The organism is Halopelagius longus, assembly GCF_900100875.1.
Lineage (GTDB): Archaea > Halobacteriota > Halobacteria > Halobacteriales > Haloferacaceae > Halopelagius > Halopelagius longus.
Genome location: NZ_FNKQ01000001.1, coordinates 46,337 through 68,363 on the forward strand (window position 1 = coordinate 46,337; position 22,027 = coordinate 68,363).

20 protein-coding genes are annotated in these 22,027 nt (G+C 51.6%); 13 read left to right on the forward strand and 7 right to left on the reverse strand.

Annotated elements, in window-relative coordinates; genetic code table 11:
* Positions 1–461 precede the first annotated feature (461 nt).
* From BLS11_RS18905 to BLS11_RS00235, 3 genes are all read right to left on the reverse strand, one after another.
* Positions 462–662 (reverse strand): hypothetical protein, encoded by a 201-nt coding sequence (locus tag BLS11_RS18905; protein ID WP_139172744.1) that lies wholly within the window; start codon positions 660–662, stop codon positions 462–464.
* Positions 655–906 carry a hypothetical protein gene (locus tag BLS11_RS00230; protein WP_092531338.1) on the reverse strand — a complete coding sequence of 84 codons (252 nt, stop codon included), beginning with the start codon at positions 904–906 and terminating at the stop codon, positions 655–657. The genes BLS11_RS18905 and BLS11_RS00230 overlap by 8 nt, the downstream gene beginning before the upstream one ends.
* 75 nt (positions 907–981) lie before the next feature.
* Positions 982–1,560, reverse strand: coding sequence for a hypothetical protein (locus BLS11_RS00235; RefSeq protein ID WP_092531339.1), 579 nt, complete (start codon positions 1,558–1,560; stop codon positions 982–984).
* Positions 1,561–1,881: 321 nt separating this feature from the next.
* Here BLS11_RS00235 and BLS11_RS00240 point away from each other — a divergent pair, with 321 nt between their 5' ends.
* Positions 1,882–2,073 (forward strand): hypothetical protein, encoded by a 192-nt coding sequence (locus BLS11_RS00240; RefSeq protein ID WP_092531340.1) that lies wholly within the window; start codon positions 1,882–1,884, stop codon positions 2,071–2,073.
* Positions 2,074–2,305: 232 nt separating this feature from the next.
* Positions 2,306–2,995: a ParB/RepB/Spo0J family partition protein gene (locus BLS11_RS00245; protein ID WP_175454333.1), complete on the forward strand. Its 690-nt coding sequence runs from the start codon at positions 2,306–2,308 to the stop codon at positions 2,993–2,995.
* On the opposite strand, the gene BLS11_RS00250 is transcribed toward BLS11_RS00245, so the two are convergent.
* Entirely contained in the window at positions 2,996–3,217 is a 222-nt protein-coding gene (locus BLS11_RS00250; RefSeq protein ID WP_092531343.1) for a hypothetical protein, read from the reverse strand. It lies immediately after the preceding gene.
* Positions 3,218–3,336: 119 nt separating this feature from the next.
* Here BLS11_RS00250 and BLS11_RS00255 point away from each other — a divergent pair, with 119 nt between their 5' ends.
* The 5 genes from BLS11_RS00255 (at position 3,337) to BLS11_RS18910 (ending at position 7,327) form a co-directional block, all read left to right on the forward strand.
* Entirely contained in the window at positions 3,337–3,555 is a 219-nt protein-coding gene (locus BLS11_RS00255; RefSeq protein WP_092531345.1) for a type II toxin-antitoxin system HicB family antitoxin, read from the forward strand.
* Positions 3,556–3,680: 125 nt separating this feature from the next.
* Complete coding sequence (locus BLS11_RS00260; RefSeq protein ID WP_092531347.1) at positions 3,681–3,926, forward strand: type II toxin-antitoxin system HicA family toxin; 246 nt, start codon at positions 3,681–3,683, stop codon at positions 3,924–3,926.
* A gap of 59 nt (positions 3,927–3,985) precedes the next feature.
* Positions 3,986–4,813: a hypothetical protein gene (locus BLS11_RS00265; RefSeq protein WP_092531349.1), complete on the forward strand. Its 828-nt coding sequence runs from the start codon at positions 3,986–3,988 to the stop codon at positions 4,811–4,813.
* A 1,337-nt stretch (positions 4,814–6,150) separates the two neighbouring features.
* Positions 6,151–6,981 (forward strand): ParA family protein, encoded by an 831-nt coding sequence (locus BLS11_RS00270; protein ID WP_092531351.1) that lies wholly within the window; start codon positions 6,151–6,153, stop codon positions 6,979–6,981.
* A 1-nt stretch (position 6,982) separates the two neighbouring features.
* Entirely contained in the window at positions 6,983–7,327 is a 345-nt protein-coding gene (locus BLS11_RS18910) for a DUF7970 domain-containing protein (protein WP_139172745.1), read from the forward strand.
* Positions 7,328–7,527: 200 nt separating this feature from the next.
* On the opposite strand, the gene BLS11_RS18915 is transcribed toward BLS11_RS18910, so the two are convergent.
* Complete coding sequence (locus tag BLS11_RS18915) at positions 7,528–7,944, reverse strand: DUF7342 family protein (protein ID WP_139172746.1); 417 nt, start codon at positions 7,942–7,944, stop codon at positions 7,528–7,530.
* A gap of 1,198 nt (positions 7,945–9,142) precedes the next feature.
* Between BLS11_RS18915 and BLS11_RS00275 the strand changes: the two genes are divergently transcribed.
* The 4 genes from BLS11_RS00275 to BLS11_RS00290 all read left to right on the forward strand — a co-directional run bounded on the left by BLS11_RS00275 (position 9,143) and on the right by BLS11_RS00290 (position 16,083).
* Complete coding sequence (locus BLS11_RS00275; RefSeq protein WP_092531353.1) at positions 9,143–10,381, forward strand: PqqD family protein; 1,239 nt, start codon at positions 9,143–9,145, stop codon at positions 10,379–10,381.
* Positions 10,382–10,786: 405 nt separating this feature from the next.
* Positions 10,787–12,037: a competence protein CoiA family protein gene (locus tag BLS11_RS00280; protein ID WP_092531355.1), complete on the forward strand. Its 1,251-nt coding sequence runs from the start codon at positions 10,787–10,789 to the stop codon at positions 12,035–12,037.
* An 84-nt stretch (positions 12,038–12,121) separates the two neighbouring features.
* The gene (locus BLS11_RS00285) at positions 12,122–12,373 is read left to right on the forward strand and encodes a hypothetical protein (RefSeq protein ID WP_092531357.1); all 252 of its coding nucleotides are present in this window, start codon (positions 12,122–12,124) and stop codon (positions 12,371–12,373) included.
* An 83-nt stretch (positions 12,374–12,456) separates the two neighbouring features.
* The gene (locus BLS11_RS00290) at positions 12,457–16,083 is read left to right on the forward strand and encodes an Eco57I restriction-modification methylase domain-containing protein (protein ID WP_092531359.1); all 3,627 of its coding nucleotides are present in this window, start codon (positions 12,457–12,459) and stop codon (positions 16,081–16,083) included.
* 23 nt (positions 16,084–16,106) lie between these two features.
* On the opposite strand, the gene BLS11_RS00295 is transcribed toward BLS11_RS00290, so the two are convergent.
* Together BLS11_RS00295 and BLS11_RS00300 are read right to left on the reverse strand one after the other, a co-directional pair.
* Positions 16,107–16,643, reverse strand: a complete 537-nt coding sequence (locus BLS11_RS00295; RefSeq protein ID WP_175454334.1) for a TBP family protein — start codon at positions 16,641–16,643, stop codon at positions 16,107–16,109.
* A gap of 79 nt (positions 16,644–16,722) precedes the next feature.
* Complete coding sequence (locus BLS11_RS00300) at positions 16,723–20,520, reverse strand: helicase-related protein (RefSeq protein WP_092531363.1); 3,798 nt, start codon at positions 20,518–20,520, stop codon at positions 16,723–16,725.
* Positions 20,521–20,628: 108 nt separating this feature from the next.
* Here BLS11_RS00300 and BLS11_RS00305 point away from each other — a divergent pair, with 108 nt between their 5' ends.
* Positions 20,629–21,426 (forward strand): BRCT domain-containing protein, encoded by a 798-nt coding sequence (locus BLS11_RS00305; RefSeq protein WP_092531365.1) that lies wholly within the window; start codon positions 20,629–20,631, stop codon positions 21,424–21,426.
* Between the two features lie 72 nt (positions 21,427–21,498).
* Entirely contained in the window at positions 21,499–21,843 is a 345-nt protein-coding gene (locus tag BLS11_RS18920; RefSeq protein ID WP_139172747.1) for an ArsR family transcriptional regulator, read from the forward strand.
* Positions 21,844–22,027 lie beyond the last annotated feature (184 nt).

Here is a 22,027-nt window from a genome sequence, read left to right on the forward strand (position 1 = left end):
CCATACGAGGGGTGGTTGTTCACTTCCACTCGTCCTCGACCACCGTGAGACACCCCACATCCAAAGTGTATAATCTCTATTTTCTAGTGTTCTGGGCCTCCTACTTCGATTCCGCGTTTTCATGTTGGGTTCGGCAAGGAGTGTTTCGGAACGAACGTGCGGACGCCGATGAGTCGGTCGCTGAGTCTGTCATACGTCCACACATTCCGTCTCTGAGGTTCGCCCCTTCGATGGGTCGTAGTACATATTTCTCACTTCGACCGCTGAGAGCGCGTTCCACGGCCTCTGCTGAGGGGTAGGCGACGCCGTCGACGATGTACTCGTTTCAAATGTCTCCGTTTTCGTTCCGGTGGACCCGAGCGACAACTCGAGGACGCTCACTCATCGTCGATGCCCTCCCATGTGCAATGCCCGTAGCATTTTCGCCACGGTCCAGAGACGAGGGTGCGTTCCTTCACCTGCTACGTAGCATCGTCTGAAATCGTTGCAGACCGGCAGTCAGGAACGGGTTCGTCGGCGTCGAGGTCGGGGTTGTGGATTCGCTTCTGCCCGCCGCCTTTCTTCTCAACAACTGGTTCGTTGTATCCCTGCGCCCACTCCCGGAGATCGTCTGCTTCGTTCCGAACGACTGCTTCACCATCGCAAGGCGCAGGTTTACTCATCGTTGGATTCCTCCATGTGACTCTTCCGTGGCACATCCCGGAGGTCCTCGATTTGGATGTCGAGACCGTCGGCGAGAACGCCGAAGGGGACGTGACCGAGGCTGTCTTCCCATGGCTCGGTCCCTTTAACCGTACGAGCGAGATCCTCCTCAACGATTTGTTGTAACCTGCTGACCGCTGCGCGGAGTTCGTTCAGGTGTTCAACATCGACGAGGAAGACGAATAATGGAAGACCCGTTTTCACAACCTCGCTGGCGACCGATTCCGGGGCGAGAAAGTCATCCGCGAAGAGCTAACGAAGGCTGGCACCAGCGACGATTCATGACCCCAGACCGGGTGATTCGTGTCTCTGAACCCTATCGAATAGCCAGTAGACACCAGCAACAAACATGAATAGGACACTAAACAGCGAAGAGAGAAAGCCCAGAAGCACGATTCCGTCCATCACTTCGTATGGGATCTCCACACTAAGTGCTGTTGAGGTCAAAAATACCGTGATAAGAAAACTCCCTCCTACCCCAATGAACAAAGCAATGACTGCAAGTTGGACGTGAGTCTGGCTGATAAACTCAGAAACCGTAGTTTCGTCACTCTTCTTGGGTCCAACCTCAACGTCAGGAGGGACGGGCCACTTTGAAACCTGATTGGTGACCCAGTACACCCTTCCATTCGCCCCTTGACAGCTACTAACTACATCTATCTCTTCAAGGAGATCAAGGCGGTCCTTGACTCCCTGTCGACTCATCCCCAGTTTGTTCATCAAGTATTTCACGCTAACAAACGGCCGGGGGGCCGTCTGAATAGCGTCCACGATGTGGTGATCCTGTGTTTCCCGTCGCTCGTTGACATCGATTTTCTCATCTATCCACTCTGGAACATCGGGCAATCCATCACTCATCCTCTGAGTTGGCACCCCTCAACTCTCCCCGAACCGTCATGGAATCGGCGTGTTGGGACATATCAACTCCCAATTCAAGTCATCACACTAAGTAGTCACGGTGAGTGAATTTCTGTGTATGTCGAAGATAAGACGGCTCACCAAGGGCCAGCCAAGGCGTGGAGGAGACGACGGCCGACACCCTGTCATCACCCTTCTAGCGATCGCGACGGTAATTGGGTTACTCCCTGCGATAGTCATCGGGATAGGTCCCGCAGTAATCTCCACGGGGGCACTCGCGGCAATCTGGCTGTTGTTCCGTCGACTCGGAGGTGAATGGCTGTGAGCGGTGAAGACATAGTAGAGTTGGGCATCGCGGGTGTCGTACTGATACTACTGGGGTCAGCCCTCGCTCCGATACTCCCGTTCAATTTCGCGGCCATTGGATGGCTGATGATTGCGTTAGCAGTATTCTTGGCGCTCGCTATGGTTGTTGTCGGGGCCGCTCAGGTCCTTGACGCCATATCTGGGTGACTGGAAAAGGCCGTCAAACCGGTTTTCTTGTCTTCGTTGAGGGACCGAACAACGTGTACCGTTATCTATGACGAACGTGCGCTTCTGACTGAATAATGGGGAATCCATTCCACGACCTCGCTGACGACCGATTCCGGGCTGAGAAAGTAATCGTCCGGAAGGGACAGAGTTCTACTATGGATGGCTACGACTCTGGCACTACCACCGACCGGCTGTCCTGCTCGACGGCGCGGTGAAAATCGGGGACGAAGAAGGCGACGACGAGTATATCGGGTCAACCTACATCGACAGACCCGAAATCGTCCACAGCGAACAGACCGAGCCGCCGATTGAAGAAGTGCCTCCGAGTGCGATCCAACCCTCCCCGTACACTCAGCGTACGTTCGACGACCCCGACTTCCTCCAATACGTCCGGCAGGTCCGGTCACAGGGGCACCTCGGGTCGTTCCCTGTTGTTCGACCCATCGAAGATGGGTATGAGGTCGTGAGCGGTCATAAACGGAGCGAGGCCGCGAAGCAAGCCGGACTACAGTCTATTCCGGTGTTCGTGACAGAGATGAGTGACTGGGAAGCCGCCGTCTGGTTCGTCGACGAGCATATCCCCATCACGGAGGACGAAATGCACGACGGATTCAAGGCCCAGCACCGGGGCTGGTATCGGGAAGAAGCGGTCGAGGGCGCGTTAGACGAACTCGTTGACCGATGGGGAGAAGAGAAAGCCCGTGAACACCCCGTTGTTCGGCGCTGGCTCGATGGTGAGGTCATTTCGGATGACGAAGAGGAGGAGGAGAATGAGGACGACGCTCCGAACAGCGATGAGGCAGAAGTCGTTCCGGACAACGAAGACGATGAGAACGAGGATGGCACTCCGGACAACGACGATACAGAACTCGCTCAGGAAGAAGACGCCGTGGAAGCCTGACTAACCCATCCGGTAGAGCGTCGCAACTTCTCTGTCTTTGAGACTTGTTGCACCGTTCAGTTGGTCCCGTTCTTCTGGTTCCAGTACGAGGTATTCCTCGCCTCTCTCAACACGGTTCCCCAACCCTACAACCAGATCTTCGCCGCTCTTGTACGCTTTCCGCTGGTCTGCGGCAGCGAGGATGGCGAACGCTGTATCCATCGGGAGTTCCTGAAGAGACATCCGCTTCCTTATCCCAGTTAGAAAACCCAATCATCTAGATTGATATGAATCGCTTCTGGAACGGACGAACAAGAGCAGAAGGTAAACAACTATACTGCCGCGACACGGAAAAACTGTGTATGAGCGAGGCCCATACTTCGGACGGGGAGGACCATGTCATCCTTACCTATGAGGATGGCATCTACGTCGCTGAGGACCCCGAAACCGGCGTCGCCAGTCAAGGGTCAACCCGGCCTGAAGCCCTAACTAACCTCGCCGAAGCAATCGAACTCCATCTTTCTCCTATTCCGGACGACGTCGAGGACGACCTAGAACCGTCCTCGGCACCGTGGCTGTAGTCCGAGTCTTGTAGCCTCGAAGTAGTGCCCCTAGAGACCCGTAGCCCCCTTCACGTGCGCACGGGAACACTCTATGACACCGAGAAACCGGGGGGATTTTTAAGTTGCCGACCGCCTGTGAATCTGTGACTCGCCGCACGTTCTCGGGCCGGGAGGCCGTCAAAGCCCTCCGGAAACACGACTTCAAGATAGCCAACCGGGGCGGGAGCCATGTCACCCTCGTCTACAGACATCCCGAGACCGACGAGTACCGCCGAGTGACCGTCGTGATGCACGACGAAATAGCGACAGGAACACTTCAGAAAATCGCGAAGCAGGCCGGAGCCGATGACTTCCAGAAGTTCTGCGAGTGGATCGGCGATACTCTATGACGCCGATATTCAGGGACTCGACTGATCAGCACATAGGTCTCACGACTGACTAAGAAAGAATGCAGGATTTCATTGTGGACGATCAGCCACGGTCACGGTCTATCGGATTTGATGCTACAGACAGGCAGAATGTGGTCGTGACCGTTGGCGTTCTTCTGAACCGAACACAGGAAGCGTCACTTCTTGATGACTTATATCGGACAATCTCTGATGACGGCTATCTACCATTCCGGACAAAGAGCCGCGACCTCTCTCTTCCATCACAGAAGGTAGTAGATATTCTCCGTCGATGTAATGGGAAAGTCGGCATCTGTGTCCACACCGACGATGTCAAACTCCCGTTTGCTGAGGCAGTCCATTCTGCGATGATCCTTAACAATCTGGGCGTTACTACGGACGATACTATCGCCATTGTTGATGGAGACGAATCTCGAGCCGAGAAATTATATCAGGGGGCCTCAGCGATCGATATTGTTCCACCTTCGATAGTGAACTGTGTCCGATCAGAACTCTATTATCCACATCTCCTTCTGGCCGACCTTGTAGCGGGTATCATAGCAGACGCCGTCTCGGAGGATTCTGCCGTTCTTTCTTCTATCTCACCGGAGGGGCCAGTAGAGGCAATAATAAATACAACTCAAGACTCTCAGCAAGGGTTCTGGGGACGTGGTTATTCTGCTGTCGCACGCGGGGAAGGAGAAGTACAACGGGCAACATACGAACAACGGTATGCTAGCTCACTCCGCGAGCGTGTGACATGCTGGTTCAACGGGAGTTTTGGGCAAACTCATGCACCTCCACCAGAGAGCGACGGAGTTCAACCGGTAGTGGGAAGACTCAACGCAATAGGCTGTAGCGATGTCGCTATGTGGTTAGATAGTCAGTAGGAAAAGGCACAGATTCCCGCCTCCACCCCCGTTTCCACGTGGGACCTATCCGAGGACGCGCATTGAGTTTCTAAACGATCACGTCCCCGTTCGGACCACGTCTTACCGGGTGTGGCAGGAGTGGTGCGACGGGCTTCAAACGCCGGTGCCTGCGGCGCTCCATCTAGTAAGTGGGAGACACCCGTATTAGAAGTTGTCCTTTATTTTGCGAGGAGAGAGGATGATTCTACAGAGAGAAACCACCTCTTCCAGAACGAATCAAGTGACTACAGAGATCAAGTTGTAGCCGAGTTCTTGAATCTTGAGCCGATTCCGTTGCACGCTCAGACGAGGCAACAGAAACTCCTAGTAGAAATTGATCGAACACGTCGAGCTAATCGAATGTCGATGTGGGGAGGAGGGAAGCAACGCCCCAGAATGAGATGTTTGGAGTCTGATTTAGAATCCCTCAGTTAGCAGTAATGAAGAGGGGGATTAACCGTGCAGAGTCGGCTTAGTTGGATGTACTTCTATCCGTCTGTATGGATGGACATCTATGCAGCCAGATGTACAGACATCCGTATGTAAATATGGTTGTACAGCCGGTTGTCTGTAAATACAGACTACAAGAAATATTACTAGTAAGCCAACAAGTAAACTGTAGAGGTTACTCGTCAGTAAACCGGCTGACCCCCGGATATATCACCTCACTCATAGTTTTTGAAACTCTATAGCCACTAGTGGATAGCCCATTAGAGAGATGACTCCGTTGGTGCTCGTTCCGGTACGTGATAGCAGCAGAGGAGGAACACGACTATAGACCGTAGTGGCTCTGTTTAGAGCCTTAGTTAGTAATAGAGAGCGCGTGCTAAATACGGTGGATGTGTCGAGCCGACTACGGAAATTGACTGTTGTGGGAGGTATCAGGAAGGCCAAGATATCCGACCCTGCACAGGAGCGCGTTCCGGATGCGTTAGTCGCAACTAGAGAGATCAAGGCTCGTCGAGGAAGGCGTCATGGATTTCTTCGACTGTCATATCTCTGTGACCGTCTACGCCTTTTGGGAGTAAGGCCACTAAATCATACTCGCCCTCATATAGATCTATTAACGTACGCTCTCCTCTCTGAGCCGTTCTTCTGTATTCTGGAACGGATCTTTGAATTAGGAGATTCGTACATTTCTGTTGGTACGTTTCGATGGTACAGTAATTAAGCAACAGAAGTTAGACTAAGACGTTATACTCAATATTCAGCCTAATCTAAACAAGTTCTTGGTTAGTTTACGATACGTATTTGCTTATTTAGTTTGACTGTCTATACGAGTTAATTTTAATACCAGAATGGCACTCGCTCCGAGTATGTTGACCTACTCAACATATACTGAAGCAGGCGGAGTTGGGAAGACCACCCTTGCTGCCAACCTCGCACGTGCACACCACGACCACAACCGGAACGTGCTTGTCATAGATTTAGACCCTCAAGATGGAGATCTCACGTACCTACTCAACGTCGACGACGAACGAAAATCAGACAATGTCGATACACTCACCCACCACTTAGCCGGGATCGGCCAAGGCCCAGTCGAGCATCTCATTCAGACTACCGAAGAGGACATTGACATCATTCCTGCCCATAACTCTCTCGCAAACCTTGGAGACTGGTTCGCCCAAGCCGAGGAGCGGTTCGACGACTTCAACCGGCATACGCGATTACTCACCATCCTCCGGAACGCAGGAATCCAACAGAGATACGATACACTCATCATTGATCCGCCCGCCACGGAGGGGCCCCAACTGTATAATGCCCTTGCAGCGTCGCAAAACCTCGTTATCCCCATAGAACTCTCTGGCAAGGGGAAGCAGTCAATCGAGGGCCTCTCCTCTCTTGTTCGAGCGCTCGAACAAGAGATTAACACTACAATCGGTGTTTTAGCCGTCGTTCCGGACGGAATCAAACACACGACCGACCAATCCCACTACCGCAAGGAAATCGAATCTCTTGGCTTCGACGTCCCCGTCGTCATCGGTGAACGGGCATCACTCTTCGAAGGATGCTGGCGGCGACAATGCACGGCGTTCCGGTTCGTCGAAGAACATCGACATCGGAAACGCGGGTATGAGGAAGAGACGCTCGAAAAAATTCACGAGTTGGCTGAGTTCCTAGAGGCAACAGAAGAGGGAGGTGTCTAAGATGAAAAAAGGCTCCTCAGCAGATCCATTCAAAGAGACAGAGCAGGGAGGCACAGACCAAGCCACCGAGACAAATGAAGTCCAATTCGATCAGTCCCAAACCGATACAGAGAGACGGTATCCCTATCTGCTCCGCAGAAAGACAGCCAAGGATGAGCGAACAATGGTCCAATTCTTCCTGCAGGAAGAGACTACACGAAGGGGATCTCAAAGCAAGGTCGAAGTAGAGCAAGTCCTTAACGAAGAAATCCTCTTAACTGACTTCCGCGAAGCGGCATTTAGAGCAGGGCTTTTGCACCCAGAGTCAATAATAGAAATCCTCCAGACATGGGGATATGACCTCTGAGAAGGACGATTAGATAGAGAAAGGTTAGCATCGATCGACCGAGTTCAGAATTTGAGCCAGAGCCGTTTCCTCGAACAAAAAGAATAGCTCAACGGAGAATTATGGCGACTTTGTCCTCAGTTCAGAAACCGAGTGGGAATCAGACAATGGAGAAGGTGAGAATGATATTGACTTTGGAGGATTCTACTAACCTGATGTATCTATCTGGCGAGACCTGAGCAATCACTCTCCCGTTGGTGAATGGCGTCTTCAAGGAGCATCAGTCGGTATCTGAGGTCAATTTTGTCTGAACTCTTTCTGTGTGGGAGTGTATCCTCGAGGGTCTCCCTGAATCGTCGAAGGTTATCAAGGCTGTGTGTCCATCGGACCTGTTCGACATTCCGAAACCGCTTAAACTCTTCATTTAGATACCAGCGGGCTTCGTCCGTGTCGCTGGTCCGGTGGAGGATATAGAGGTTCTGGAGGGTTTCGAGAATTGCTTCGGTGGTGGATTTATCGGTGCGTGCTTTGTGTCTGATTTCGGCTTCTGTTGCTGGACTAGTGAGGGTAAGTGCAACAGTTGTGACACGCTCAATAGGGGGAGTCTCGTTGGACCAATCGTCATTTCCTGCTTCCATGTTTTCCGTGAACGCGTGGACGTGTGATGAATCAATCCCAAGTCCGGTGAAAGTAGTCCTCAGGACTTCTCAACACGGTATTCTATATCCACCGTTTTCTGCATCTCTCCCAATCCCGTGTTTTGGACGGTACAAGTGAACTGAGGCGGTAGTTTTTGCACGAAATGCGAGAAATGGCACATATGTGCCTTTAGTACGGATTCTGGGTGAAAGTGAAATAGTGTAACTCCGGAAGTACGTGGGGAGGAAAATCACTCTACTTTCGCAGAGGGTTACTCAAGGACAGCACTCTCAATACTTCTTATACCCTCACGGATCACGGCTCTACTCCCTGTCGACACCTGTCTCTGAGATATTCTTTCTCGACGCTGTTTCTACGAGTAGGGGGATAAGACACTACCTCACGGAGAACATCACTTCTCAATTCACTCGTTACTCAACCCGATATAGCCGCACAGACCCCTGTACAGAGGTCATCGCTAACTCTGTTACTACTCTCGAAACCAGTCTCTGGAATATTTATTCTCGACCCCCAAGTTCCCCAAAGTGGTCGAGAATAGACATGGAGACATCTTCGCGTGCTTCTTCGCTCTTACAGATTTAAGGACCAGATGATGGAAATCACCTCGCAACTCAGCAGATTAGATCTTAGTCGCCGTCCGGTTACAACCTCGGTGCAGCGAAGTGACTGGATCTTAATTCAACGGAAGCGTAGTAACTTCAACCGAGAAAGGTTTAAACAAAACACCCTATTAGTATCGAGTGAGCGGCCGCTTATAGCGAACGAAGTACGATACTATGGACATAGTATCGTGCGAGTGAGCGTCTAAAAGCGCATTTTATCACTAATCCGGCATCTCTCGACCGGAACGCGCGGGAGATGGGATCTCTGTAGGAGTCCTCACCTACAGAATCTCTTCACTCAGTGGAGAGAAGCCCCGACTAAAGAGAATATATCCGGGGTGTGGTTACTGAGATTAATCAACTTCTCTTCGTGACTGAGACAGGTACTCTACCTCCGTTCTTTAGTGAGTAACTCCTTGATGACTCTGAGTAAGAGCTATCCTCACGGGGCAGGCAAAGTCCGTATGCTCGGTTCTGAATAGTTCTATAGACGATTCCTGTAAAGGCGATTTGTGTAATGATTGTGTGAAATCGGCGAGGGTACTTATATACGAGTTCAATACGGTCTGTTACGATGACCCGAATCAATGGTGACGTGACAGAAGAGCGGCGACTTGATGCGATAGATGTACTTGCGGAAGAAGAAGGCGCGAAGACCAAAGCGTTGCGACAATTGCTTGATGTAGCTGCTACGGTGCAGGAGGAAGACCTCGTCGAGTCCGGTGAAACGACGATTAGCACGCTACATACTCTGGTGGAAGAGACCGCTGAAGATAGACAGGAGACGACTTCGCTACCAGCCAGCGTATCCGGGTCAAGGGACTGGCGGAGTCTCGGATTAGAACATGACGTGGAGATGGATCCCGAAACCCTCGACTTAGGCGATAAAAGCGTAGTGAGTAAAACGCACTCAGATCGGCTCCCTGCGATAGTTGCTCTGATAAATCACACACACGGTCTCAGGGGCGAAATCATTCGAGAGAACCTAGTATCCCTGCTAAAACGGGAATTCGATGTGAGCGAGGAGACCGCAAGAAAAGACGTCCAGCGCCTAATTGATCGGGGAGTCCTATACCCGAAACTTGAGGCTGATGAGGAGATCTGGTCTAAGAGTCGTATCGACGAGATTCGGACAACAATGTCACCGCGAGAGTTCGTGGACCTCAAAGATCTCAACTACCCATATAACGAACCTGCGCGGAAAATATTCGACAATACTAGCAAGGCTTGGGAGTTGTTCACCGAATCGAAGTACAAATCCGACCTCATCCGCACTAAGGAGGCCCATAGAGACAGTATATACCAAACAATGCGGGCTGTATCACAACTCATTGGGACTCGCCCATACGTAGAACCGGCGGACGCAGAGTCGGCGTCACAGTTGAGATGCGAAGCATGGTACCTCGTTATGGAAACCGCCTTAGACAAATGGCGCTCACGAGGAGTAATCTCTCCCGAGGAATCGGCTGCTGCATACAGTCTTGTGAGGGTCGCTAGGGAAACGACCTCTGAGGCGGATGTTAAGGGTGTTATCGACCGATTGGATAACTTCCAGACGGTTTGGAGGGGATCCTCAACTGAATTGAATTACGATCTGTCCGTCGAGGAGGCGTGTCAAATCTTAGGAGTAGAGTCAGAAAATCTGTCAGAAGAGAAGGTGAAGAGCCAGTATCAGGAAGTGATACTGGAAACACACCCCGATTCAGCAGAGACTCCCGTCGATGAAGGAAGAACTACCGATGAGATGGATAGAGAGAGCGTTAATAGAGTTCAGGACGCTCGTGATGTACTACTGGACGCGATATCTGACTAATCGTAGTCTCCGCTCTGGAGTTAGTGTCCTTCCCCCGGTGCAGTAACTAAGCGGTTCACGTTCTAATTCGGGTGGGGATTCATATCCAATCCCTGCAAGAATAGACTATGGACAACATCAATAACCCGGCGCAACTTCCAGAAGGAATTCTAAGAGGGATTTCTGACGCAGTTAACGGAGACTTTGCGTCGAAGGAGGAGATTCGGTCTGCCTTTCTCCACTACACTACTGACAGTAGAACGAAGGAGAAGTAGAGAAAAGCAATAATAATCGTGCAGTAGACATGACCTTCCTAAGCTAAAGTGTGCAGATGCCTCATCTTTCAGTTGCTTGCGTAGGCTACTGCAAGAGGTCATTATGACCAACAGACATTAAGTAAGAGTCTCTCGTTCCAGATACTACCGAATGCCCTTTATCGCGGTTGACGACGACGGCCAACCACTTCTCCCTGTAAACGTCGACGATGACGAAACTGCGCTCTGCCCTCAATGCGATGAAGAAATGAAGGTGAGAGAGGGGGAGAGAATTGCTCGGCACTTCTACCATCCTCCAGAGTCGACGTGTGCAGGCGAGTCATCGATACATCTAGCGATGAAGTCGATTGCATTACAGAAACTCACCACAGAATATGATGACTCAACGGTGCGCGTTGAATTCCGTGCTGAGGACACACCCCGCCGAGCAGATGTATTTGTGGAGTTCTCTGAGCCACAACATCCACTTGGGGCCGGTATCGCGGTCGAAGTTCAATACCGGAACGACGCAAAAGACATCACAGAAACAACTGCAGATTACCTTACAGGAGGATACAGCGTCATTTGGCTGTTCGAAGAGAATTACGAGGGTGAACATCCAGACTACGATGACGTCGAACTCCCTCAAGCGATTCCTGCATGGCCATTCGGAGTGCCTCACGGACCCTCCTTAGACGAAACCGGAACGAAAGCAGACTATCTCAATATCACAGAGACGGACCTCGCACCCTATCTGAGTCTTGACTCTGCAGGTCAACTCTCAGTTACTGAGTTCGGCACTACACAGCCAGATAAATCAACCTCTCCCACAAACCCAAGTTGGTCTCTCAAACAGACCATACATCTCAATCTCTCACCCTCATCACCCGGTGTAAAAGAACTGTACCGTTCGTGGGTGTACGGCCTCATCAGGGAGAAAGAAAACGCTCGTCGAGAATCAGTTGAGAGTAGAAAGCAAGAGGTAGAGTCCGCTGGTCGATCGTGCTATCTTAGCAAGCGCTTTTGGAGAGGAGAAGGAGATACGTTTGAAATAGGTCTCGATGCCCACAGTCACCGACCTAGTCGGTTCTGGGTGAAGAAGTATAGTGGAGGGTTTCGACCCGAAATTGAAACCTACACTAAGAAACCAATTGGGGAACAACTGACAGAATTCGTTATTCAGGCGTGTTACGAGTTGGAGTCCGCTCAGAAACTTGCTCCCCAGAATGGAGAGCGCACAGCCGTCTGGACTGGGAGTATTGACAAAGTGTGGGTCGGTATTTATCGAACTCACTCAGATACCGTTCAGGCTTGCTTCGGCAGGGACACAAATTCGATAGTAGTCGATCTTGGTCCTGTTCATTTCGACAAACTCGTTGAACTGTGCGCTGAAATCCGGCTCTGGTACGGAAAATCCGCTTAGTAGATGCTGTGTAGGTGACAAGAGAGCACTTCTGCGGTCCGGAAACAGGTATATAAACAAGAACTGCAACCAACTACCAGAGGAATGGCTGACGTGCATCTAAATCTTGAAGATTGGGAGGGGGCACTCGGCCCTCAATCCGACGATGAACCGTTGTTCTACGAACTAACCACCGACGGAGAAGAGATCCGCCTAGTCGGCCCATCTCCCGGTCAAAAGTTCGAGCACAGCCGAGACGAATTCATCGATTTAGTGGCTGCTGGTGAGTGGATTGTAGCAGATGACGATTGGGAGAATCAGGTATACCTCACTCCGGACGGAGAACGTCCGTACTGAGTATAGACTGCCTGCTCGTTCCTACCGGAACGAACAGAGACTGTTCACACCAAATTGATATACCATTAGAATGAGTCCCTGCCATGACTCTCCAGCAGATTACTGCGGGCGATATTGCGAATTGGGACTCTCTCAACGACATTGCCACCTCTTTCGAGAAACGCGGGCTCAAACCGCGACCGAACCTCGGGGAAGACCACGAACTCGTTCTCCAACTCGCAGATGACGAGTTCGTTACCATCGTCGAGGCCGGACCCGGCGAGTCAGCGACCGACTTCAAGCCACAAAATCGCACGCGCCACACGAACTTCGTCGCCACCAACAACTACGAGGACTTCACCTTCATCACACGCGTTCGCAGTTGGGAAGGCCAACAACACGGTCGAATCAAGCACCAGAAACTCTCCTTCACCAAGAAGCAGTTCCAAAGCGAGAGCGGCGAGAAGAACACCATCCTGCAGAAACTGAACTCCATCGAGTACGGCTCGTCGGCGGCCATCTACGACACGCTATACGATACTCGGCAGGTCGTCAAGGAGTTCTACCAACAGTTCGAGACCTTACGCACCGACCTCGTGCAGGAGGTCTCCGGCATCCCCGACGACCGGGGTGATGCGAAGCAGCGGTATGTGCAGGTCATTCTCGACCGGATGATTTTCCTCTACTTCATTCAGGAAAAGCGCCTGCTCGACCGCAACCCCGACTATCTTCACGAGCAACCTGTAGAGGTCGTAAACGAGGGCGACGATCGCTACGAGGAGTTCTACGCGCCCCTATTCTTCGATTACCTCGCGGAGGATAAGCAGAACCCGGACTTCGGTAAACTTCCATACCTGAACGGTGGTCTGTTCGCGAAGAATCCCGTTGAGGAAGAGTTCAAGGATGCAAAACTGGGCGAGTCCGCTAAAGAGACGAACGAACTATTTGACGAGATTCTGGACTTCCTCTCTGATTGGAACTGGAACGTTGACGAACGACTCGACATCGTAGACCCGAAGAACCTCTCCCCGGCGGTCCTCGGGCACATTTTCGAGCAGACGGTCAATCAGAAAGAGATGGGCGCGTACTACACGCCTGAGGAAATCACGGGCTTCATGGCTCGGCGGACGATTCATCCGTATCTCCTTGACCAACTCAACGAAACCGTCGGCGCGAACTACGAGGAAATTGATGACGTGTTCGGATTCGCTGACCCGGGCGTGAGTGCTGATACAGCGGCTATCGCTGACGGTGGAATGGTCACTCATCAGGCTCCGACCGAGAACGTCGATGTTGGGCACGTCGAAACGCTCTACCACGACATCCTGAAGGAAGCAAAACTCCTTGACCCTGCAGTCGGTAGTGGAGCGTTCCTCCTCGCCGGACAGGAGGTGCTCCTCGACCTCTATATGCAGTGTATCGAGTTCTTCCAGCACCTCGAAGACGAGGGGAAGGGCTGGGAACTCTCTTCACGAACGCGCGACGAGTTGGACATTATCGCGTCCGGGAAGGGCAGCGCATCGCTGTATGCGAAACGCACTATCATTCTGAACAACCTCTACGGGGTGGACATCGACGAGGGTGCAGTCGAAATTTGCAAACTCCGCCTCTGGCTCTCAATGGTTGCAGACATTGAGGACGAGCCCGGTGAGGTCGAGCCGCTCCCCAACATTGACTTCAACATTCGGCAGGGGAACTCGCTCATCGGATTCACCGAACTGATGGAAGTGAATCAGGACGGTGACGCGCCACTATCAAACTTCGGTGGTGGTGTAGGTGAAAGCGTACGTGAAAAGTACGAAGACATCATTGATGCAGTAGAAAAGCATCGGGACGCCGATACCGCGACAGAGGCGACGAATTGGCGGAAAGAAGCCGAACGCCGTCTTTCCGCGCACCAGAACGACCTTGATGAGAAGGTCTTGGAAGGATTCCGTGATGCTGGAGTCAAAGACATCACTAAGGAGGATGTAGAGAACCACTCTCCATTTCACTGGGTTCTCGAATTTGCCTCTGTGTACGCCGATGGTGGTTTTGATGTAATAGTTGGAAATCCACCGTGGGACGTTATCGAACCGAATAGGGAGGATTATTTCACTAAGTTCGATGAGGTATTTCGGCAACGAGGTCCATCCGAGAAGGATCAAAAGCAAGAGACTCTGCTGGAGGACCCATCGATTGCCAAGGGGTGGGAAGAGTACCAGAATAGCATGAAAACCCGGGCATCGTATTTCAATAACAATTCGCAGTATGAACTCCAAGATCCTGAGATAGATGGTGATTCTGTCGGCAAAAAGAATGACCTGTCGATGTTATTCTTGGAGCGAATTTTTGACTTGGCGAGCGATAAATCGTATGTCGCTCAAATCCTCCCGGGGACTACTTTTGTCGGGTCTGCTGGGAAAGACCTCAGAATGAAATTACTGAATGAGACAGAGATACGAGACTTAGCAATATTCCAAAATGGCGGCATATTTGCAGACCTCCACGGCCAGTACAAATTCGGGGTGTTAACCTTCAAAAACAGCGGTAAAACTGAGGCGTTAAAGTCGATACATCGAAAGGGTGAATTAGATGTTTTAATGGATATTGATTCATCTGCCGTCACAGTTCCCCATGATGTGCTGGAAAAGTATTCCCCGAAGGCAAAGATATTCCCTCTTATTGAATCTGAACAACAAGTGGATATCCTGTCAAAGTACATAAAGCACCCCCCACTAAGTGACGATTCTCAGGGCTGGAAGATGAAGCCGTATCAGGAGATCAATCGTTCCTCAGACAGGGACCGTTACGTTGAATCTGAGGAAGAAGGAGATTATCCTGTATATGGAGGGTCAAACATATATTCATACAGCTATACCCCTGAATTCATCGATGGGTTGGAATCTCCGACACTCTGGAGCGTAGACGAGGAACATGACCCAGAGAAAAGTGCGAAACGTCGCATTCGAGAGAAGGCGTTTCGTTCGCGAGACCCGGAGATGGGTCTAAAAAAGGCCATCTACAACGAGTTCGATGGTAATGGATCTCAGAAGGGGTTCGTGAATGACCTATTAGAACAGGAGCGAGGGAAGCCGCTTTCTTTAGAAGATATCAAACTTGACTGTAGCGAATATCGTATCGTCTTTAGAAACATTGCTCAACCGACTGACGAGCGCACGTTTATCTGTGCGGCCATCCCAAAGGGTATCGTCTGTCACCATGCGATTAACACGATTCGGCCATACACATTCAACATCAATCGCGAGGACCTCTCTGAGTTCCCCCTCCACTCAGTCTATGAACGAGTGTTTACTGACCGAGAATTATTCGTAGCACTTGGTCTGTTAAATAGCATACCGTTCGACTACTTGATGAGACGGAAGATCGAGAGGAACCTCGTGATGTACAAACTAACGGAATCACAGGTGCCGAGGCTTACTGAGGGCGATGATTGGTTCAACTACATCTGGGAGCGTGCTGCTCGTCTCAACTGTTATGGGACTGCTTTTGAGGAGATGAGGAATCGGCTGGGTGGTATTGAGCCAGTTGAGGATAAATCGAAGAGGATGGATGTACGGGCAGAGATAGATGCGGCTTCATTCCATGCGTACGGTCTAACTCACCGTGACACAGAATTCGTTCTCGATACTTTCCACCGTGTATCCTCACCACGTGTAATGACCGACGAATACTTTGATACGGTCCTTGAGAAATATGACCTTCTTAAGCGGGAAGGTCCATACTCATAGTTCAACATGTTTTATTAAAGGGATTATCTCTGTATATTGTCCAATTTGTCTTTCAGCCGGGTGAATTCTTTTTGAAGGGCCTCTTCAGAGCGCGGACCGTTTACTGACACCTTTCCCGTCGAAAATACTGTAATAGTAGTCTCCTTCGAGGGCCGATAAAATAAACCGGGAAACTGTTCTGGTTCATATTCTACTTTATCAGACGGTAATTCCTTAAATATGATAGACAAATCTACTTCATTGCCAAGTTCGCCAATACCGACTAAGTATCTAATCTCGAATTCAGGTGTACTCTCGAGACTAAAATCAGTTATTTCTGATACTTTATCCCTAAACATTCCATCGACTTCGAACAATTGACTGACTGAATTGCCTCCCGCAATGCTGTATTTTCCACTTTGGAAAAGAGTGACCGTAGGTAAGTCGCCTGAGATAGTCACATAAGCCATTGAGTCCCCGGATTCGTAACTATACTCGAATGAAGAGTCTGCTAATAGTTTATCCAGTTGGAGTTCAACTCCCAGTTCGCCACCACCAACCGCATTTACTACCTGTACCACGTTACTTGACATAGGGACATATTGATGAAATACAACCCGGCTCCACCCGATTTGTGCAGTCATTCATGGATACATACCATCATTTTCCAATCACTCCCCAACAGACAAGTTGAGCCTTCACCTGACTCTCTCTAACGAGTTTAGCCTGATACTCAGTAGACGCCTCAATATTCTCTTCAAGGAATGCCTCTAGTTCTTCGAGGAACTCGGTTGACGGCCAGTCCGGGAACGACTCGTACTCCACATGATGTCGGAATGTCTCGCGGAGAATCCGGTCTTCGTCGGTGTTCCCTAGTTTAATGCCCTTCAGCCGACCGTGGAGGTCATCTGCCCACTCACCTATCGTCTCGTATTCTTCACGTGAGCAGGGGTCATCCCCGAAGTTCGTCTGAATATAGTGGGCGATGAAGTCCAGAATTGTCTCCTGCTCCTTTGAGTAGGAGTCACCCTGTTTGAACGCGCCCTCAACCTGCCCCTCGCGTATCGATTCGAGCCTCTCGTCGAGAACGTCCGTAATCTCCTCGCGGTTCGCCATCACGTGGTCGGTGTTCCCCGAGACCGGCTCACCTTCGACAGACGGACTGATGGAGAGTGTCTGTACAGACCGCTCCTTCACGTCGTCGCTGAACGGCTTGTAGTAGAATGCCCGTCGAACACGTCCGAGTGGGGCATTCTCATCTTCACTATCGAACCAGAGGTGCGCAAGCCCAAAAACACCCGGACGCGGCCCCCTGTCGTGGTTGATAGCATTCGTATAGAGGAACTCTCTTTCTTCCGGCGGGTCGTCGAAAAAGTCCTCGGCGTACTCGAAGTCGTCAGCCGTGAGCCCGTACTCCTCGTTCAACTCGCGTTTGAGCAGGAAGCGATCGTATGCGGCTTCCTCGTTACTTCCCGCATTTCGTAGGAGGGGGTTCTTCGAGGTATCGTCAAGTTCATTCACGTCAGAAACCTCGCGAGACCGCCGTAGCGAGTCCTCGATTTCATCGACCTCCAGTTCCCCGATGGTCTTCTGCGTATCGACGCCCGCCTTCTCTAGAATCTGATCCTCGTTCGGGTCGAGGATGTTGTTCTCCTTCCCGACGATGAGCGCGATGTCGTTGATTTTCGCCTGCAGTCGCTTCAGCAACTTGATGGCCGCCTCGATGTCCCCGTCAGGGTAGAAGTTGTGGACGTGCTTCTCCGCCGTACTCCCGATACGGTCAATGCGTCCGACCCGCTGGACGATGCGCATCGGATTCCACGGCAAGTCGTAGTTGACCGCGACCTGAACGTCCTGTAGGTTCACACCCTCGCTGAGCGTGTCGGTCGCGACGACGTACTGGAGTTCAGTTTCGTCCGACTCTGCGAGCGTACTCTGATACCCGGATGCCTGCGGTGCGAACCGCTGGATGATGTCTTGCTTGTTCTCATCGCCGCCTTTCACGACCGCGCTGTTCCCCGCTGTCAACGGTGAGTCCGGGTTATCGCGGAGCGTCCGATACACGTAATCGGCCGTTCCTCGATATTGGGTGAAGATGAGGACTTTCTTATCGTGACTCTGGAGGACGCTTGCGAGGCGGTCGATTTTCGGGTCGCGGAACTCACGCAAGGAGAACACGGCCTCGTAGAAGTCCCGAGTCGCGGAGTCTACTTCCGTCAGGTCGCTCCTCGGGTACAGGATGGGATTCATCTCTTCCTCAGGGACATCAGGGAGCGTGCCTGCGTTATGGTCGTGGAGCCACTGTCGAACCGTGACTGCGTGGTCACTCACGTCTCCAGTATCCCGTGCCACATCCCCGATGAACTGCGTGAGGAAGTACGCGATCAGCGTCAGGTCCTCGCGGATGTAAGTCTTGACCTCCCCAATAGTCGCGTCTACCAGTTCGTCCTGCGTCTCCGATTCACCCCCATCAGCCTGCACGGCGGTCGAGTCGAAGCCGAATTCTTCGAGTGTCTGTTCGAGATCTTCGGCGGCGTCCTTCCCTTCAACGAAGTCGTCGATGGTTGCAGGGGCTTCTCCGTCCTGTACCGCACGGAGCAGTTCGATGTCTTCGTCTTCAGGCAGATCCTCCAGCAGACCGAGCAGTCGCCGCTCACTCTGGTGCAATGTTTCGATGGACTGCACGAACGCGTATGTCGAGGACTCCAATCGCTTGAGGAGATTCAATTTGTAGAGGGCTTTGAGTGTACTCCCTGCCTTCGGGTTCTTCACCGTGATGTGCGGGAGATGGAGGGCGTCCATTACGTCGGGAAGCATTCGGTAGATAGGCTGGTAGGCGGGCGGCAGCGAGTACTGTTCCTTGTGGAGTTTCGGTGGTTTGAAACTCATCTCGAAGTCCTCGTCGTCCTGAATCTGGTCCTTGACGTGCTTGCGCGTCCGCAGAACCATGACCTCGTTGAGGATATTCGAGATCTCCTTCGACTGGCGCTGCAACTGCTCGGTGATTTGCTGCTGCTTCTCGTCGGAGACCTCCTCCTTCCCAGCGGCGATGCGCTTGCGTATCTCCGCGAGTTCGATGTATTCGTCGAAGGCGTCGAAGTCGAGTGAGGCCTTGTTACGAATCTCCTCTGGGCTTGTGAATAGACTGATGAGGTTCTTTAGATCAGTAGCGCTGTTGTTAATGGGTGTCGCGGTCAGCATAATCATCGTCTTCCCACGCAACTGCCGGAGGTTCGCGTGCCGCCGCGTCCCTTTGTAGTCATCGTCATGGTCGGGGCTCGGTCGCCACTTCCCAAAGTTACGGAAGCGGTGGGCCTCGTCAATGAGTAGAACGTCGAAGTCGTCGCGGAGGTCCTGAACCTCCTCGTAGGTGAGGTTCTGGAACTTACTGACGCTCATTACATCGAGGTGAGTTCCGTCCATCTCCAGCCCGAAGTAGGGGTTGCCGTCCTCGTCGGTTCCATCTTGGAGGAGGTCTTCCCACTGATCGGTCAGGTTCGCCGGAACAATGAGGAGACAGCGATCACCGCGCTGTCGATAGTCGTAGAGGAGTTCACCACCGATAAATGACTTCCCGAGCCCAACAGAGTCGGAGATGATACAGCCGTCGTACTGGGAGAGTTTCTCACGTGCGCTCTCATAGCCGAGTTTCTGGAAGTAGTACAACGGACTATCTCGTGCACTAACGTTGCCACTTAGTTCATCGTAGGCGAGCAGTTTGTAGAGTTCAAACGGTTCGAGGTACGTTCCAAGGGTTTCTGTTTCTTCCTCCTCTTCCGTCTTCTGTTTCTCCTTCCACTCGCGATAGCGGTCGCTGTTATCTATGACGTCGATGATCTCCTCAGAGAACTTGTCAGAGTTTGCCCACTGATTGTCATACCACTCCTCAAAGGCTTGAGCATCACTCGGTTCTTGGCTTGTAAGATTGAGTTCGACGTTGTGTCGATGACCCGTCTGCGAGAAATTTGATGAACCGATGATGGTGACTGATCCTCGTTTGTCCTTTTCTCCCTCTCGACGTGAGGAGTCATCAACTGCTTCGCGGAAGCAGGCACCTTTTGCGTGGAAATACCCCTGTTCAGGGTCCCGGACACGGATATCAACGATGTCCTGAGCGATGAAGTCTCGAAGCCTATCGAGACGGCCTAACTGAGCGTTGTTCAACTGATTAATGTCATCTTCGAGGTCAGAGATGAACTGCTCTCGAAGAGACTGCCCTTCGTCGACTTCCTCGACGGTTCGACGGTCTGTCTGTCTCCCCATGAGGATGCGCATCGGAGCAGTATCGAGGACATCTGGATCGAGAAGGTTTTGCAGGTCATCTTTGACGAGGTCAAAACCGGAGAGATAGAAGTAGCCAGTCGCGATCCGCACTTCCTCTGATTCACGGATTACCTCCTGATAGACGTCCTCAAGTTTCGTATCAGCGTTGTCGACGAGCGGTTCGACGTATTGCATCTATCACGTCTGTCTCGTCATCGTTGCTTAATGTTTCCCCGGAACGCCGAAGGACTAACCGAGGGTGCGAACATATAACTAACTCTGAATAAACCATCTCTGCATCCCATGCCCTCAACCGAAATCCCCGACGATGTCGGTGGTGCAGACTTCCGGAACGCGTCTGACCTCGATGGGTGCAAAGTCGTCTGTACGGGAAGACTAGAGGAGGTAACTCGTGCTGATTTCAAGGAGATCGTTGAAAGCTACGGCGGTAAGGTGACGAACAACATCTCACAAAAAACCGACGTCCTAGTCGTCGGCGACAACCCCGGAACGGAGAAAATCGAGTTCCTCCAAGAGCATGAAACGCCTACCCTCACCGAACACGGATTCTACTCTCTCTTTCCGGAACGGTTCAAGCACGTCGACGGAGTACTTGACGAATCAGGTGGGCAGTCCACACTCCCCAAAGGTGCCGAAGAGCGTGTTCAGATCGAACTCAGTCCGTTGGCTCTCCATCTAGCAGAGGCCACTGCCGAGGAACAAGGAGAGGACCTATCGGGTCTCTGTAATCGTTCAACTCGGAACCTCCTGAAGGGGGTGATTGATGGCGACCACCCATCTATCGAGACTCCAGAGAACGCGGAAGTAGTAGAAGTCACCCTCCCAGAGGGTCTCTTTGCGATGGTTGAGACAGCAGTCGAAACTACGCCGGAAGCAGAGACAGTGGAGACGTTTGTCGCGGAGGCAGTAAAGAGAAAGATTGGATTCAAATCCGGTGAGACGCAAGAAGTGAAATTGGAACTCCCTCAATCTGCGGTCACCCTACTCCAGAAGGTATCGCAGGACGAGGAGCAAGACATGGAAGCGGTCGCCGAGAAGATGCTCTTGAGTGGACTTCGATTACAGTTAGAATCGCCGTAGACTAGTCACCACCGGAACGAGTCATGACAAGACGGCTCAAGGATTATCACGAGAGAGCGAGAAAGGCCAACCATGAGCGCAGACGTCACTGAGACTGCCACAAAATCAGATTACGCTAACCTCGTCGCAGATATCGTTGGTCATCCCACAGGGGCACCGACTGTAGAAGAATTAGAATACATGAGTCCGTCAATTCCGATTGGAGAGCTACAGAGTCATCTTAGGACTTTAGAACAGACAGGTGTTATCGAACTGATGGAGACGGACTCACACACCTTTTGTCGACTTACGAACGATGCCTGGAAAGAATTCGACGAGAGAGGGTTGTTTCCGGAACGACCATGGAGGCGACAGTATTCTCGGGTTCAGAAGACGACTAAAATCGAGAGACTCGAAGAGATAGATCGACCGTGGTGACAGGCTGGTATGGTCGGGCGGTTAAAAAAGAAGGTTGGGAGAACTGTTCGAGACATAAAGATGAACGAACAACGATTTGTATTGATATCCCGATTACATTCAATCGTGTAGCACCGGTGGATTAGTTTTCTGACGTATTTCTAGAATTCACTGTAGACTGTATCCATTCTATCTCCCTCGCTAA

What these genes read in the sequence shown, in the direction of transcription:
- BLS11_RS00270 (WP_092531351.1), top strand. Translation starts at nt 6,151, where the DNA reads ATGTTGACCTACTCAACATATACTGAAGCAGGCGGAGTTGGGAAGACC.
- BLS11_RS00275 (WP_092531353.1), top strand. Translation starts at nt 9,143, where the DNA reads ATGACCCGAATCAATGGTGACGTGACAGAAGAGCGGCGACTTGATGCG.
- BLS11_RS00280 (WP_092531355.1), top strand. Translation starts at nt 10,787, where the DNA reads ATGCCCTTTATCGCGGTTGACGACGACGGCCAACCACTTCTCCCTGTA.
- BLS11_RS00255 (WP_092531345.1), top strand. Translation starts at nt 3,337, where the DNA reads ATGAGCGAGGCCCATACTTCGGACGGGGAGGACCATGTCATCCTTACC.
- BLS11_RS00235 (WP_092531339.1), bottom strand. Translation starts at nt 1,560, where the DNA reads ATGAGTGATGGATTGCCCGATGTTCCAGAGTGGATAGATGAGAAAATC.
- BLS11_RS00300 (WP_092531363.1), bottom strand. Translation starts at nt 20,520, where the DNA reads ATGCAATACGTCGAACCGCTCGTCGACAACGCTGATACGAAACTTGAG.
- BLS11_RS00250 (WP_092531343.1), bottom strand. Translation starts at nt 3,217, where the DNA reads ATGTCTCTTCAGGAACTCCCGATGGATACAGCGTTCGCCATCCTCGCT.
- BLS11_RS00265 (WP_092531349.1), top strand. Translation starts at nt 3,986, where the DNA reads ATGCAGGATTTCATTGTGGACGATCAGCCACGGTCACGGTCTATCGGA.
- BLS11_RS18920 (WP_139172747.1), top strand. Translation starts at nt 21,499, where the DNA reads ATGAGCGCAGACGTCACTGAGACTGCCACAAAATCAGATTACGCTAAC.
- BLS11_RS00290 (WP_092531359.1), top strand. Translation starts at nt 12,457, where the DNA reads ATGACTCTCCAGCAGATTACTGCGGGCGATATTGCGAATTGGGACTCT.
- BLS11_RS00285 (WP_092531357.1), top strand. Translation starts at nt 12,122, where the DNA reads ATGGCTGACGTGCATCTAAATCTTGAAGATTGGGAGGGGGCACTCGGC.
- BLS11_RS00305 (WP_092531365.1), top strand. Translation starts at nt 20,629, where the DNA reads ATGCCCTCAACCGAAATCCCCGACGATGTCGGTGGTGCAGACTTCCGG.
- BLS11_RS18915 (WP_139172746.1), bottom strand. Translation starts at nt 7,944, where the DNA reads ATGGAAGCAGGAAATGACGATTGGTCCAACGAGACTCCCCCTATTGAG.
- BLS11_RS18910 (WP_139172745.1), top strand. Translation starts at nt 6,983, where the DNA reads ATGAAAAAAGGCTCCTCAGCAGATCCATTCAAAGAGACAGAGCAGGGA.
- BLS11_RS18905 (WP_139172744.1), bottom strand. Translation starts at nt 662, where the DNA reads ATGAGTAAACCTGCGCCTTGCGATGGTGAAGCAGTCGTTCGGAACGAA.